Origin of the sequence: Methanohalophilus levihalophilus (assembly GCF_017874375.1) — an archaeon.
Taxonomy (GTDB): domain Archaea; phylum Halobacteriota; class Methanosarcinia; order Methanosarcinales; family Methanosarcinaceae; genus Methanohalophilus; species Methanohalophilus levihalophilus.
Map to the genome: position 1 here is coordinate 366,844 of NZ_JAGGLK010000002.1, position 13,228 is coordinate 380,071.

At 43.0% G+C, this 13,228-nt stretch carries 17 protein-coding genes and 1 tRNA gene; 12 read left to right on the forward strand and 6 right to left on the reverse strand.

Features of this window, described 5'->3' with window-relative positions:
• Positions 1-91: 91 nt before the first annotated feature.
• The 4 genes from J2755_RS05550 to J2755_RS05565 all read left to right on the forward strand — a co-directional run bounded on the left by J2755_RS05550 (position 92) and on the right by J2755_RS05565 (position 3,099).
• On the forward strand, positions 92-1,207 hold the full coding sequence (locus J2755_RS05550) for an ORC1-type DNA replication protein (protein WP_209680778.1): 1,116 nt from the start codon (positions 92-94) through the stop codon (positions 1,205-1,207).
• Positions 1,208-1,212: 5 nt separating this feature from the next.
• On the forward strand, positions 1,213-1,767 hold the full coding sequence (locus J2755_RS05555; RefSeq protein ID WP_209680780.1) for a TOBE domain-containing protein: 555 nt from the start codon (positions 1,213-1,215) through the stop codon (positions 1,765-1,767).
• A complete protein-coding gene (locus J2755_RS05560) occupies positions 1,760-2,533 on the forward strand; it encodes an exodeoxyribonuclease III (protein ID WP_209680782.1) in 774 nt (257 codons plus the stop codon). The genes J2755_RS05555 and J2755_RS05560 overlap by 8 nt, the downstream gene beginning before the upstream one ends.
• A gap of 98 nt (positions 2,534-2,631) precedes the next feature.
• Positions 2,632-3,099: a putative immunity protein gene (locus J2755_RS05565; protein ID WP_209680784.1), complete on the forward strand. Its 468-nt coding sequence runs from the start codon at positions 2,632-2,634 to the stop codon at positions 3,097-3,099.
• 198 nt (positions 3,100-3,297) lie between these two features.
• Here J2755_RS05565 and thsA read toward each other — a convergent pair whose 3' ends face one another.
• Complete coding sequence (gene thsA / locus J2755_RS05570; RefSeq protein WP_209680786.1) at positions 3,298-4,935, reverse strand: thermosome subunit alpha; 1,638 nt, start codon at positions 4,933-4,935, stop codon at positions 3,298-3,300.
• 174 nt (positions 4,936-5,109) lie between these two features.
• A complete protein-coding gene (locus tag J2755_RS05575; RefSeq protein ID WP_209680787.1) occupies positions 5,110-5,283 on the reverse strand; it encodes a DUF5350 domain-containing protein in 174 nt (57 codons plus the stop codon).
• 177 nt (positions 5,284-5,460) lie between these two features.
• Between J2755_RS05575 and J2755_RS05580 the strand changes: the two genes are divergently transcribed.
• The 7 genes from J2755_RS05580 to J2755_RS05610 all read left to right on the forward strand — a co-directional run bounded on the left by J2755_RS05580 (position 5,461) and on the right by J2755_RS05610 (position 10,476).
• A complete protein-coding gene (locus J2755_RS05580; protein WP_209680789.1) occupies positions 5,461-6,714 on the forward strand; it encodes a DNA double-strand break repair nuclease NurA in 1,254 nt (417 codons plus the stop codon).
• On the forward strand, positions 6,704-8,530 hold the full coding sequence (locus J2755_RS05585; RefSeq protein WP_209680790.1) for an ATP-binding protein: 1,827 nt from the start codon (positions 6,704-6,706) through the stop codon (positions 8,528-8,530). Before J2755_RS05580 ends, J2755_RS05585 begins: the two co-directional genes overlap by 11 nt.
• 11 nt (positions 8,531-8,541) lie before the next feature.
• Positions 8,542-9,018, forward strand: coding sequence for a DUF4184 family protein (locus J2755_RS05590; RefSeq protein WP_209680791.1), 477 nt, complete (start codon positions 8,542-8,544; stop codon positions 9,016-9,018).
• Between the two features lie 77 nt (positions 9,019-9,095).
• A tRNA-Lys gene (locus tag J2755_RS05595) sits at positions 9,096-9,169 on the forward strand.
• Positions 9,170-9,278: 109 nt separating this feature from the next.
• Complete coding sequence (locus J2755_RS05600) at positions 9,279-9,545, forward strand: DUF3303 domain-containing protein (RefSeq protein ID WP_209680792.1); 267 nt, start codon at positions 9,279-9,281, stop codon at positions 9,543-9,545.
• A gap of 96 nt (positions 9,546-9,641) precedes the next feature.
• Positions 9,642-9,812 (forward strand): ribbon-helix-helix domain-containing protein, encoded by a 171-nt coding sequence (locus J2755_RS05605; protein WP_209680793.1) that lies wholly within the window; start codon positions 9,642-9,644, stop codon positions 9,810-9,812.
• Positions 9,813-9,879: 67 nt separating this feature from the next.
• Positions 9,880-10,476: a DUF4352 domain-containing protein gene (locus J2755_RS05610; protein ID WP_209680794.1), complete on the forward strand. Its 597-nt coding sequence runs from the start codon at positions 9,880-9,882 to the stop codon at positions 10,474-10,476.
• 25 nt (positions 10,477-10,501) lie between these two features.
• Here J2755_RS05610 and J2755_RS05615 read toward each other — a convergent pair whose 3' ends face one another.
• The 4 genes from J2755_RS05615 to J2755_RS05630 all read right to left on the reverse strand — a co-directional run bounded on the left by J2755_RS05615 (position 10,502) and on the right by J2755_RS05630 (position 12,590).
• Positions 10,502-11,269 (reverse strand): sugar phosphate isomerase/epimerase family protein, encoded by a 768-nt coding sequence (locus tag J2755_RS05615; RefSeq protein ID WP_209680795.1) that lies wholly within the window; start codon positions 11,267-11,269, stop codon positions 10,502-10,504.
• A gap of 11 nt (positions 11,270-11,280) precedes the next feature.
• Positions 11,281-11,706 (reverse strand): RNA-binding domain-containing protein, encoded by a 426-nt coding sequence (locus J2755_RS05620; RefSeq protein WP_209680796.1) that lies wholly within the window; start codon positions 11,704-11,706, stop codon positions 11,281-11,283.
• A complete protein-coding gene (locus J2755_RS05625) occupies positions 11,693-12,247 on the reverse strand; it encodes an AAA family ATPase (protein WP_209680797.1) in 555 nt (184 codons plus the stop codon). Before J2755_RS05625 ends, J2755_RS05620 begins: the two co-directional genes overlap by 14 nt.
• A gap of 130 nt (positions 12,248-12,377) precedes the next feature.
• The gene (locus tag J2755_RS05630; protein WP_209680798.1) at positions 12,378-12,590 is read right to left on the reverse strand and encodes a hypothetical protein; all 213 of its coding nucleotides are present in this window, start codon (positions 12,588-12,590) and stop codon (positions 12,378-12,380) included.
• 199 nt (positions 12,591-12,789) lie between these two features.
• Between J2755_RS05630 and J2755_RS05635 the strand changes: the two genes are divergently transcribed.
• Complete coding sequence (locus J2755_RS05635) at positions 12,790-13,209, forward strand: DUF1284 domain-containing protein (RefSeq protein WP_209680799.1); 420 nt, start codon at positions 12,790-12,792, stop codon at positions 13,207-13,209.
• Positions 13,210-13,228: the final 19 nt, after the last annotated feature.

The window sequence follows — 13,228 nt, forward strand, 5'->3', positions numbered from 1 at the left end:
GGTTTTCGCTTCCGGGCTTCCCGGACATGTGAAAAAGCTATTATAGTTTTGCAAGAGTTTTATATCGGCTGAAAATGTGGAGATTGGTTTGATGAGCCGTGATATGCTTTTGTGGGATGAGACTCTTTTCCGTGATCCTCAGGCACTTGAAATTGATTATGTTCCTGAAGATCTACTTCATCGTGAAAACCAGATGCAATCGCTTGCCTACAGCATGAGGCCAGCGTTAAGGGGTATGAGGCCGGTAAATTGCTTGCTTACAGGCCCGCCGGGCACTGGAAAGACCTCTGCTGTTCTCAAGATGTTTGAGGAAGTGGAAAAGCATTCAGATGACGTAGTGATGCTCAAGATTAATTGCCAGATAGATTCCACAAGGTTCGCAGTGGCTTCCAGGATATACAGGAAATTGTTCAATGTGGAACCTCCTTCTTCAGGTGTTGCTTTCAGGAAACTTTTTGAAAAGATCGTCCAGAGACTTATTGACAAAGACAAAGTGATGATTGTATGTCTTGACGATATCAACTATCTCTTCCACGAAGGGCACGCTGACGAGGTTATGTATTCCATTCTCCGGGCTCACGAGCTCTTCCCGGGTGCAAAAATCGGTGTGATTGCAGTAGTAAGTGATACCGGTAAACTTTACAGGTTTGATCCAAAAGTCAGTTCTGTTTTCCTTCCTGAGGAAATCGAATTCTTACGTTACGATTATGATGAAATAAAAGATATCATAGCTTCAAGGGTTCAACTGGCATTTTATCCGGACGTATTCCCCGAGAAAGTGCAGGAAGTTGTGGCGAATTACGTTGACAGTACCGGGGACTTGCGTGTGGGAATTGATCTCCTGAAACGATCCGGCCTCAATGCGGAAAAAAGGGCTAACAAAACGGTTGAAACAGAAGACGTGGAAAAAGCGTACGAGTCTTCCCGGCTTCTTAATCTCAAAAGAAACATAATGAGCCTTTCCGCAGATGAGAAAAAACTGCTTGGTATTATAGCTGAAATGGGCCAGTCTAAAGCTGGTGACATTTATGAGAATTTCCATGAAATGACAGGCCTTGGATACACACGTTTCTATGAAATTGTTAATAAACTTGCAGAATCACAGCACCTTGATACTGCCTTTTCAGGTGAGGGTACTCGTGGTCGCACTCGCCTGATAGGCTTAGCTTCTCCTTCCGAAGACGTGCTTAAGTGTCTCAAGAGGTGAGGTGGGTGGAAAGGAAAGCCAAAGTATGGCTCTCACACGAAGGCAAACCGGTTCTTGGTGCAGGTAAAGCTGAACTTTTGCTTGCCATTGATGAAGAAGGCTCTCTACAAAAAGCCTGCAAGAAGCTTGATATTTCTTACAAACATGCCTGGAACATCATTAAAAGCATCAATGAAAGATTGGGTGAGGATGTTGTAAGAACGGTCCGGGGTGGCAAGAAGCAAGGAACTTTCCTGACTGAATACGGAAGAAAGCTTATTGTGGAATATGAAAAAAATCGGAATTATGTGGATGAATTGATGGCTGATGAAGTTTCATGGGAAAATCTTGGTATAAAGCTCTCTGCCAGAAACCGCCTTCTGGGTAAAATCGTGGAAATCGAGAAAGGGGATGTTGCCTGTAAGCTCAAAATTGAAGTGGAGCCTTCAATACTAACTTCCCTGATTACGGCTGAAGCGGTTGAAAGCCTTGATCTCACAGAAGGGGATGAAGTGTTTGCAATAATCAAATCCACCGAGGTGCTTGTGGGTAAACCTTCAGGAGGAAGTAAGAATGAGTGATCTTCGTATACTCTCATGGAACGTGAACGGGCTTCGTTCAATGGTCAAAAAAGGTTTTGTGGAATGGCTTCAGAAAGATTCTCCGGACATCCTTTGCATTCAGGAGACTAAAGCAAATCCCAACCAGCTGACAAGGGCACTAAAACATATCGAAGGCTACTATTCCTACTTTGCGGCTGCTGAGAGGAAAGGCTACAGCGGGGTTGCTATCTACAGCAAGGTGGCACCGGAACGTGTTGAATATGGGTTTGGAGATCCCAGATTTGATCACGAAGGTAGGATACTGATCGCGTGGTACGAGAATTTTGTACTTTTCAACATATACTATCCAAATGGCAATTCTTCGCAGGAGAGACTCGATTACAAGATGGACTTCTATGACGCTTTCCTTGAGTATGTTGACGGGGTCAGGGATGAAGGTTACAATGTAGTTGTTTGCGGTGATGTAAACACAGCTCACAAGGAAATTGATCTTGCAAGGCCCAAACAGAATGAGAAACGATCCGGTTTCCTTCCTGAAGAACGTGCATGGATCGACGAATTTCTTTCCCATGGTTATATTGACACTTTCCGTATGTTTACTGAGGAAGGTGGCCATTACAGTTGGTGGGACATGAAAACCCGCTCAAGGGATCGGAATGTAGGCTGGAGAATTGATTACTTCTTTGTGAATGAAGAGTTCAGGGATAATGTGAAAGATTCATTCATGCTCAGTGATGTCATGGGTTCTGATCACTGTCCGATTGGTATCACTCTTGAAGACTAAGTCTTCGAATTAAAAATTAAGGTTCTGTTTAATACCAGTATTGTTATTTAAAAAAATTAAACAAATGGTTTTACACGGTATGGAATTTTGGAGTATCTATGGCTAAAGACATGAGTAAACTAACACTGCGAATTCTTGATAATGATAGTATTAGATACGAACTTTATACCTTGTACGAATCTTCATCACACACCAGTGTTAATGAATGGGCAATGAAGCTAGTTGAACACATTTATGGAAAAATCAACCTGGACGAATCGAAAAAAGCCATCGTCCAGGAAGGTATTGATATCAACGCCCAATGGCGTGAGGGAAAAGCCAGAATGCATGATGTCAGACAGGTCGGATTAAAAATCCACAGTTTAGCCAGAGAGGCAGACAGTGATATTGATACAAGCGCTTTGCGAGCAATCGGGCATGCTATAAGTACTGGTCACATGAAGGAACACGGTATGGTTGCTTCAGATTATGCTGTGAAGTTTATTGGATTAATAAGCAATAATGATATTAAAGCCATAACAGAAGAAAGGGATTGGCAATTAAAAACTCTTAAAAACATGAAATAATATTCTACACTTAAAAGCCACTTTTTTCAAATTATTAATCATCTATATTTTCATGAAAAGATTCGTTCTATCGATCCCATAGCAGAAATCTCTTTTTCATTGAATAGCACGCAATTATCTAACAGAACCAAATTAAGCCAAAAAAAGAAGTTGTTGCACAGCCCTAAAGCTGTGCACGAAATATCTATTTTCTTGAAATTACATCATTGGTGGCATGCCGCCCATTCCATCCATGCCTCCAGGTGGCATGTCAGGTGCACGGGTTGATGCGATGATGTCGTCAATTCTCAGGATCATAACGGATGCTTCTGCACCGGCATTGATTGCCTGTGTCTTAATCCTGAGTGGTTCGACAACGCCAGCTTCCCACATGTCAATGACTTCACCAAGGTATACATTCAGACCAGCGGTCTTTGTGCCTTTCTCGTGGTGGGATCTCAGTTCAACAAGCATGTCAATTGGGTCAAGACCAGCATTTTCTGCGAGAGTTCTTGGAATTACTTCAAGAGCTTCTGCGAATGCTTTGACTGCGAGCTGTTCCCTGCCGCTGAGGGATGCTGCGTAATCCTGGAGCTGCAATGCAACTTCAACTTCAGGTGCTCCGCCGCCAGCTACGAGTTTCTCGTCTTCGATAGCTACTGCGACTACACGAAGTGCATCGTTGAGTGCCCTTTCGATGTTGTCAATAACGTGTTCGGTACCACCGCGGAGGAGGATTGAAACGGATTTTGGATTTACGCAACCGGTGATGAAAATCATGCTGTCGCCTGCGATCTTCCTCTCTTCGACCTTGTCAGCTGCACCGAGATCTTCTGCGGTCATTTCGTCAATGTTGGTGATGAGTTTTGCACCGGTAGAGCGTACGAGTTTTTCCATGTCGCTCTTCTTGACACGCCTGACTGCGAGGATGCCTGCTTTTGCGAGGAAGTGCTGTGCCATGTCATCGATACCTTTCTGGCAGAAGACAACATTTGCACCACTGTTTTCGATTTTCTCTACAAGGCCGCGAAGCATCTTTTCTTCCTGATCGAGGAAGGACTGGAGCTGGTCCGGGGAAGTGATTGAGATTTCTGCATCCACTTCGGTTTCCTTGAGTTCGATTGCGCTGTTGAGGAGTGCGATTTTTGCTCCTTCTACTTTCTTTGGCATGTTGGAGTGTACACGTTCCTTGTCAAGAATCATGCCTTCGATAAGCTCGCTGTCTTCGATGGTTCCGCCGACTTTCTTCTCTATTTTAATGTTCTCGATGTCGATGGATTCTCCGTCGCCTTTCTCGGCAATGCTGGTAACTGCGTTGACTGTAATGTCGCTGAGTACTTCCTTGGAAGCTTCTGCGCCCTTACCTGTCATTGCGGTACCGGAAATGTTGATAAGTGTTTCACGGTTGTCGACTGTGACGTCTTTTGCAAGACCTTTGAGGATTTCGCTTGCCTTGTCAGCAGCCAGTCTGTAACCTGCGGCGATAATTGTTGGGTGTACATCCTGATTGATCAGTTCTTCTGCCTTTTTGAGGAGTTCGCCGGTGATGATAGCTGCAGTTGTGGTTCCGTCTCCGACTTCATCGTCCTGAGTCTTGGAAACCTCTACAATCATCTTTGCAGCAGGGTGTTCAATGTCCATTTCCTTAAGAATAGTTGCACCATCGTTGGTAATTACAACGTCACCGAGGGAGTCCACGAGCATCTTGTCCATTCCTTTTGGACCAAGGGTTGTCCTTACAGCTTCAGCAACTGCTTTTGCTGCCATGATGTTATTGCTCTGGGCGTCCCTGCCCTTTGTTCTCTGGTTACCATCCCTTAAAATAAAGATTGGCTGTCCAGCCATCTGTCCTGCCATGTATATTTCTCCTTATTAAATTATATGTTAATTTGATGCTGACCTGCAATACAGGTCGTTTGTACATGTTTGTGGTTCTATATAAAAGTTACCTTATGGAAAAGAACTAAAAGGTAATGGAAGCAACAACCGTTAACGGCTGCTGCTAGTTAAAAAAAGAATTCAGAACAAAGTTCATTTTGCAATGGACTTTGGTGACCTGTGTTTAAAGCGCCTTTTTGTTCCGGATGAACTGTAGCGCTGGCCAGGTGCACTATGTGCCTTCTCTGCATCTGCTTTTTTAACCTTAATAACGTTTCCTTTCCTTCCTTTGACTTTTACCCATTCAATACTTCCGGTTTTGCCCATTATGAGTCCTCACTTGATAAGTATGATTTTTAAATTAAGCTAATGTGGTTTCCCATACATGTGATGCTACTTATTAAAGGTTGCGGAAATTGTAACCGTTTAGGAAAAGAGAATCAATTAAACTCGCCAACCCCCTGAACAAATATTATATCCACAAAAAACAAGAGTATTATCGAAATGACTCTCGAACCGGTTCACATCAGGGCAATAGCAGATCTTGCAAGCCGTATAGATGCGGACTTTGAAACACCGGAAGAAAGCGAGGTGGATGATATTCTCCCCCTCCTGCAGGAATTGAAACATGAGTCGAAAATCGTCCTGAAAGCGCTGGGTAGGGTATTCAGAGGTAAGGTTAATATTGAACAAATGGCTTCCTGCAACGATCCTGTCTCACGGACTTTTGCATGTGACAGCGGAAGTACCAATCCACGTAATTTTGAAGCAGGGGTAACGGTTGATTTCTGCCATTGTGCCCTTGCATGCACTCCTTCTGATCTTGATGTCCATGCAAAACGTACTATTGTCGCAGCTACATATTCCCCTTCCTGGAAATGCTCCATTAATACTACTGAAGGCTGGACATCTTTTGATAATGAGGAAGGCAGATCAAAAATAGTCCGCATAAAACCCGGGCTCCTGCAAACAAGAGAAAAACGCATGGTGCACAATGTTGCCCTTTACCTTGCGGAATCCGAACACATGCTATGGCTTAAGGATATTCCTTCAACAAATGATATTTTCATGATGGATGGTCCTCTTTATCCAAAACAGCTAATGTACTGGATGGTCGTTCCGTCAGGCGAAGTCCAGATTCGCTATGATCCTCATGCAAAGAAAATATTACAGAACTACATTGACATCGTTGATCATTTCATGAAGCAGCAAATTCCTGTGATAGGATTTGTCAAAAATCCCGAAGACAAACAGGTAGTTCAGGCATTGCGGAAGCAGGAAACTGATCTTGACATCCCGTGGATGGCAGATGCCCAGCTTTTCAAATCCATTCTCAGGCCACCGGAGAAAGAAGCCAGGAATTGCATTACTTACACCAATTGGTTCATGCATCCCAATCAATTCTATGAAAGTATGCTGGATACGACTACTCCATTAATGGATGAATCCCTACAACATGTTTTTGAGGCGGAAGATTATGCATTAACCTTCTTTGTGGTTTTTGTTCCCTCAATGAATGTATTGTTTAAAGTAGAGGCGCCTTATGGTCTTACAAAAGACGAGAAAATGCGATCCCTAATCACAAAAAAAGTGCTTTATGATATTTCTGTAAACGGCTTGCCTATAAGTCTTTCCAAGGCAGATAGTCTGGGAAAAATTCGGAAAACAGAAAGGGCACAGATATTGAAACAATTCAGGAAACTGGATCCTGATACTACCTACAATGAGTTGCGGTGGAGTGATATGAATGAGTCTTGATGATTTTGATGATCTGTTAAAGGTAGGGGAAAAATATGGTGAAGAGAAACGTGAAACCAATGAAGATGTAACTTCACCTTCCGAAAGTTCCCGTTTTGAAGAATACAACCCTGAAGATACAGCTAATTCTTCATCTGTGGATGCAGTCGATTCTGCTTTCGGAACAATCATTTCAGGCCTGGAGCCAATTGAGATTACCGAATCAGGAGCACGGATTACGGGTTATATAACCTCAGCACGCAGATCCGCTGTCAGGTTGGGAACGTATGTGATTGTTCCATATGGTAACGAAGATTTGTTTGCAAGGGTCTGGAAACTCCAGTATATGCAGGAATTCGAGGTTGATGATGCTACTGAACTTCATTCCCGACGGATGCTGAAAAGCAACACAACTGATGAGGTGGATTACAAGTTCCTTGCTTACCTTGATCCAATTTGCATCCTCTATTCAAAAGAGGGCAAACTCATGCGGAGGATGACCGACAGGCTTCCCCGTCCGAACACGCTAATCCTCCCGGTGGATGACAAGATGAAAATCCAGACCGGACTCAACATGCCAACTGAGGGTATTTTCCTCGGTCATCTAAGTGTTGGAGGTGAGCTTGTCCGCACGCATGCTTCTCCACCGTCAGTGGCCTACTACATGCGAAACGACTACCTGATGGGTGACCCACTCATTTTCAGACACATGCTGGTATGCGGAAGTACGGGAACTGGTAAGACTTTCCTGACAAAAAATATCCTGCGCCAATTCCTGAAAGAAAGCAACCGCTATGTTGTCAGGGATGAAATCGGGCAGGGAACCAAAGGCAAATTACCGTGTCTTGTGGTAATGGATCCGCAGGATGAATATTCGCAGTTGTTTGAGGAGAATGGTGACCTTTCCTCTGAAGATGAATTCGTATTCCAGTCCGAAGATGTTGAATATGGTGCTTATCAGGATACCCGTACTTTCATTGCGAAGGTTGACGGACACCCATACAGCGGTAAATCAAGGGCAACACAGATGGAATTCACAATTCCGTTTGAAATGGTAAGGCACAATTCCTGGCTCATAGCTGCAGCCGAGCTGACCGAGAACCAGCAGATGGGAATTGAAAGGCTTCTTGATGATTATTTCAGGGAACTGGGTGCGCACACATACCACGGATTTGTTGAATTCGTAGAAGATCCGATGAATAGGGCAGAGTATGTTGACAGCGGCAAACTCCATGAATCTTCATATGATGCCATTGCGAGGAAAATCAATAATCGATCATTTGCGGCTGTTTTTGATCAGGCTGCAACGCCTGTGACTGAAATACTGGATGAGGTTTTCAAACCCGGCAGGATTAGCGTGTTCCCGACTGAATATGTGAACAATGTCCGTATCCGTGATCTCATAACTCTTGCACTGATGACAATTACGGTAGATAATAAGCTAAGCACTTCAGGTGATGTGGCAGTAAAGAATACTCCGGTAATATTGGCTCTTGACGAAGCCCACAGGTACCTTTCGGATGCAACCTCGGCACATTCTAGAAGAATTATCTCAAGGTTTGCAGATGCTGCACGTCAGGGACGAAAGGAAGCACTGGGTCTATTCCTGATTACACAGGATCCACAGGACATCGACTCAACTGTTCTCAAGCAGATTAATACGCGTGTAATCCTGAACCTCTCCAACGATGCTGCGATAAAAGCTCTTAATGTCCCACTTTCCCATGAGAAGAGAATCCCGTATCTTAAGAAGGGGCAGATGATTGTTCACAGTCCGGATAACAGTGATACCGTGGAAATTACAGGACTTTCAACTTGTGTTGTCAAGCATGTTTGAGGCAGAATTGAATGCCTTTTACTCCTTTTCACCTTGGTCCGGCCCTTCTTTTGGGGGAGGTCTTTGAAAAACGGGTAAATATGGCAGCAATTATGCTTGGCAGCATCATTGTTGATGCTAGGGCATCCTATTGTTTTTTCACAGGCTGTCAGCCCATTCATGGGCCATTGCATACTTATTTAGGAGCGACTTTTCTGGCCTTTTTAGTTGTTATTGGAATTTATGGTGAAAGGTATAGTCTAGAAAAAGTCACTTCTCGTTTGAGAATGAAACAAGACTACTCTCTGTATTCCATTATTTTTGGTGCGTTAATTGGAACATGGAGCCATGTTTTACTAGACTCTTTCCTGTATACAGACATTGTTCCTTTTTGGCCGATGGCCTTGAATCCATTTTACGGCTTGTTAATCTCGAGTGCAGTTTATTCATTATGTATTGCTTGTTTTATTTTTGGCAGTTCGATTTGTTTTTATGAACTCCATCGCTGAATAGTTTCTTTTTTATCATCATCCATCCGAAACATATATATCATGAAAATACGTATGAGAGCCAGTTCCAATAGTATGGGCCGGTAGCTTAGTCAGGCAGAGCGATGGACTCTTAATCCATCGGCCGAGGGTTCAAATCCCTTCCGGCCCGCTATCTCTCTTTTTCTTGTTTCTGTAATCCTTTTATAGCATTTTATGCAATATGATCTTGTGGAATGGGGTAACTGAAAGTCCTGTTTCACGGTATTGGGGGTTAGAAAATGCTATTTATGGAAATTAGTACTTGGGAACCTGAAAACAGGGATAAGGTAGTCGAACATTTCAAGAAATTAAAAATGCCATCAGGCATCAAAGTCGTGAATCAGTGGATTGATCTCACTGGTTGTCGCTATTTCATGCTTTACGAATGTGATGACGCAGAGACTTTCGGAGCTTTCAATCTCCCCTGGTCTGACATCTGCTATATCGATACTGTTCCCGTTATGGAATCAAAAGAGTTCATCAAGTTGATGATGACCAAACATTGATTGGCCTGCACTATGCAGGATTTTTTTCTTTTTCTTCTTCTCTATGTATTATATATCTTGTATTACCTAAATCTGGTAAACACAGGAGATGTTTTAATGCCTAAGGTAAGTGTGGATATTCCCCAGGAGCTTCTGGATGACTTGAATGCACATGTAGGTGTGGATAAAAAATTCATTAGCCAGGCAGATGCAATCAGGACTGCTGTCCGCAAACTCCTTGACATGATGGATGATGTGGATCGAAGACACGGTAGGCTAAAAGAATAAATACAATTATATATAATAATTCAAATACCTTCTTTTGTTAAGCTGGAAAGATGTAATGGGGGTTTGCATGGGTCTAAAAATTGTATTCTTGCTGCTTGTTGTACTTGCTTTTGCTTTAGTTGGATATATGAATTATTCCGATATTCAGGAAATTGCCAGCGGGTATTCCCAAACAACCGATGCTCAGGAAGACTTACCTGAGGTAGCTGTTACTTCTCACGCAGGCACTTATGAGGATCCGGTAATTCTGGGCGAAGCTGCCAAATGTACTTCTCCGCTTGCTACATATTTTGTTTCGGCGACCGATGTCATCCGGGGAGTTGAAGCAAATGACATAGTACTTTCCGGAAGCGAGTTTAATGATCTGGCTCCCGAGGGGTATGAGTATTTTTTGGTAAATGTGAGCGTGAAATACGGGAACGGTGAAAATTCCGTTATCATGAGCAGCAAGGATTTCAAAGCATTCTGTGAAGGAGTTGAATGCAATCTGTCCTATGCGCTATTACCTGATGACATGCAGAAATTCTCAAAAGGCGGGATAGCTTCTGATGGAAAGAAGCATGGCTGGCTTGTATACCTGATTCCCCAAAACAAAACTGTTTTGCTGGAATTCAACCCAGTTGAACTGCCTTCAAAAAGCTGTTATATAGATACAGGTGCCTGAGCAGAGGATTTTTTCCTATTGGGGATTACTGGATACTTTTCAGGAAATCCACGCATTTTCGTCCTTCACCAAGATCCTTCATTTCAGTAACCATAAACCCGTCAAAATCAGCTAATTTTCCAAGAACCGTTTTCCAGTCTATATCACCCTCGCCAACAGGCAAATGCTCATCGTGTTTACCCTTGTTATCGTGGATATGGCAATGTGCAATTATGTCTTTGCAATTATCAAGAAATTCATCAACAAGTCTGGTGGTGTTTGCATGGCCGATGTCCAGGGTCATTTTCAGGTTCTCATTTCCTGCTTCCTCGATAAGTGAGCGCATATCTTCCGGAGTTCTTCCGAAAACCATTGGGAATTCCGGCATATTTTCCACGGCAATAAGAATTCCATATTCTTCACCGGTTTCTGCGAGCTCTTTCAAAGACTGGACGCATGCAATACGCGCTTTTTCGGGAACCTGCGCCCCGTAGGGTGAAAGGTATCCGGGATGCACAACTGCAAGTTCTGCTATCCCTGCAGCATTTTCTAGTGCTAATTTCATCTGTCTCAGGACTTCATGATGCAGATTCTTGTTGAGGCCCGCAAGATTCATGTCGGAAAAAGGAAGGTGTAGTGAAATTCCAAGATTTGTTGTATCTGCGATATCTTTCACAATCCGGATGTTCTCAGGAGTAAGCTCTTGCTCACCTTCATGGACAATTTCCCATCCTTCATACCCGATATCCTCCAGATGGTATGCCCAATCAAAAACTTCTTTGCACGAAGCCCGGCTTGAGAAACTTAGTCGCATAACAACACCTTTTAGTTTTGAGGCATGGGGTTTTCAAAAAGTGGATTGCCTTCTTCGGTAGGTGGCGCAAGCCAGTCAATTACTTCTTCAAGCTTTGCTTTTGAATCATCGATAACGCGAACATGAATTGTTCCCAGCACTCCCGCATCTGCCGGGAAGCTGGCTTTTCCTGCATAAGCTGCCTGCTTGTTCAACCTGAATGTGAATGAAGTCTTATTATCCTCAAGGTTTGCTGACATTGGAATTCTGGCACTGTCAAGAATTTTCTCTTTGCGCAGCATTTTGTGTAATTTGAGCAGGGAATCAAGCTTTCCTTCTCCCCTGATATTGTCGTCCAGAATTTCCAGATCTATTGTCAGGACATTTCCAATGGCTTTCTTTACCTTTTCCATATCTTCTGTTGGAAAAAGCTCAGCCCATACTTCAACGGTTACCATTCAGGCTCTCCAGGGTAGTTCTGATCTTGTCCCTCAAATCAGAAAGGGTGGAAGTATTATCAATTGTGATGTCTGCAGCTTCAATGGCTTCAGGCAGTCCCCATTTCAGTTCCCTCTCGTCCCTGCGCTTCAGGTCTTCAGGACTATTCATATCATCATCGCTGCGTTTCCTTTGACGTACACGCTCAAAACGCATTTCCAGAGGCGTATTGAGGAATATGAGGGAGAATTCGTCACCAAATTCTTCTTTGAATAACTTCACTTCGGCAATTCCCCTGACTCCGTCAACCACTACGACTCCATCACCGGCTTGTCTAATTTTAGGGATGCAACGAATTGCCACTGCGTTCATACCTTCTTTGGCGCGAAGATCATTTGCCACGGCACCGGTGTTTGCATCGGTTGGCTCAAGGCCCCGGCGTTTGACTTCTTCCCGGATTACATCTCCCATGTTGATGACATCGATTCCCATTTCACGTACTACTTTTGATGCTTCGGATTTACCGGAAGCCGGCATGCCGACAAATGCTATTATTTTCATGTTTTTCCTAACCTTCAAACGTTTGAATTCAGTTAATAAATTACTCATTCAGGGCTTCAGAAGCCATTTTCAGAAGTTCTGAAAGAATTTCTTTTGCTTCTTCCACATCATCCACTCTTCTGGCAATTACCTATCCGCTTTTGAAAAACTTCATTTCTACGTTTTTATGGGTAATCATCATCATGTCCAGCATTTTTGAATATGATGTGACCAATTCTTCCCTGTTTTTCAGTTTATCATAAAGTACGGAATAATCAGGTTTCTCGTCAAGATAAGCAATTACCCTGAATTTATTGGGATCTGAAGGGCAGGGCAGGATTTTTTCTATCTTGCTGATTTCCATTTTAAACCCTCAAAAATCGTTCCATATTCGATTTTCAGTTTTGATTTCAAGTTTATGTAGATAATACATACAGCTTTTTATCTTTTTATATTTCGGCATTTTCTACTTTTACATTCAGGTTTTAAGGGAGACCCGCAGAATTGAAATGTGAAGATGGACAAACCTTATCAAATAAAGCGCAAACTAAAGGCAGCCAAATATGAGAAAAATACGAGCTCACCACTTGCTTTGCATGCAGGGTTTCCACGGACACGGCTATAGTCCGACTTTTATTGAAAGGATGAAGACCATTCTTGCAATAATGAAATTCAAACCGGATGAAGAGATAGAGCTTGTAGCTTGCTGTGATGATATATGCACCTGTTGTCCTCACAACGTTGATAGTATCTGCCAGAAAACCGGGGATAATGGTGTGCAAATCCGGGATACGGACTTATTAATCCTAAAAAAGCTTGGATTTGAAGAGGGATATAGCGGAACTTACAATCATCTGGTCGATTATATGAAAAATCAGCTTAGCAGTGATGATATTTTTGAAATATGCGGAGGATGTTCCTGGAAAAGTAAGTGCCTATGGTATCTGGAAAATCTGGGCTTAAAGGGGCTTAAAGATACCTGAGATTCATTCGGGAATTCTG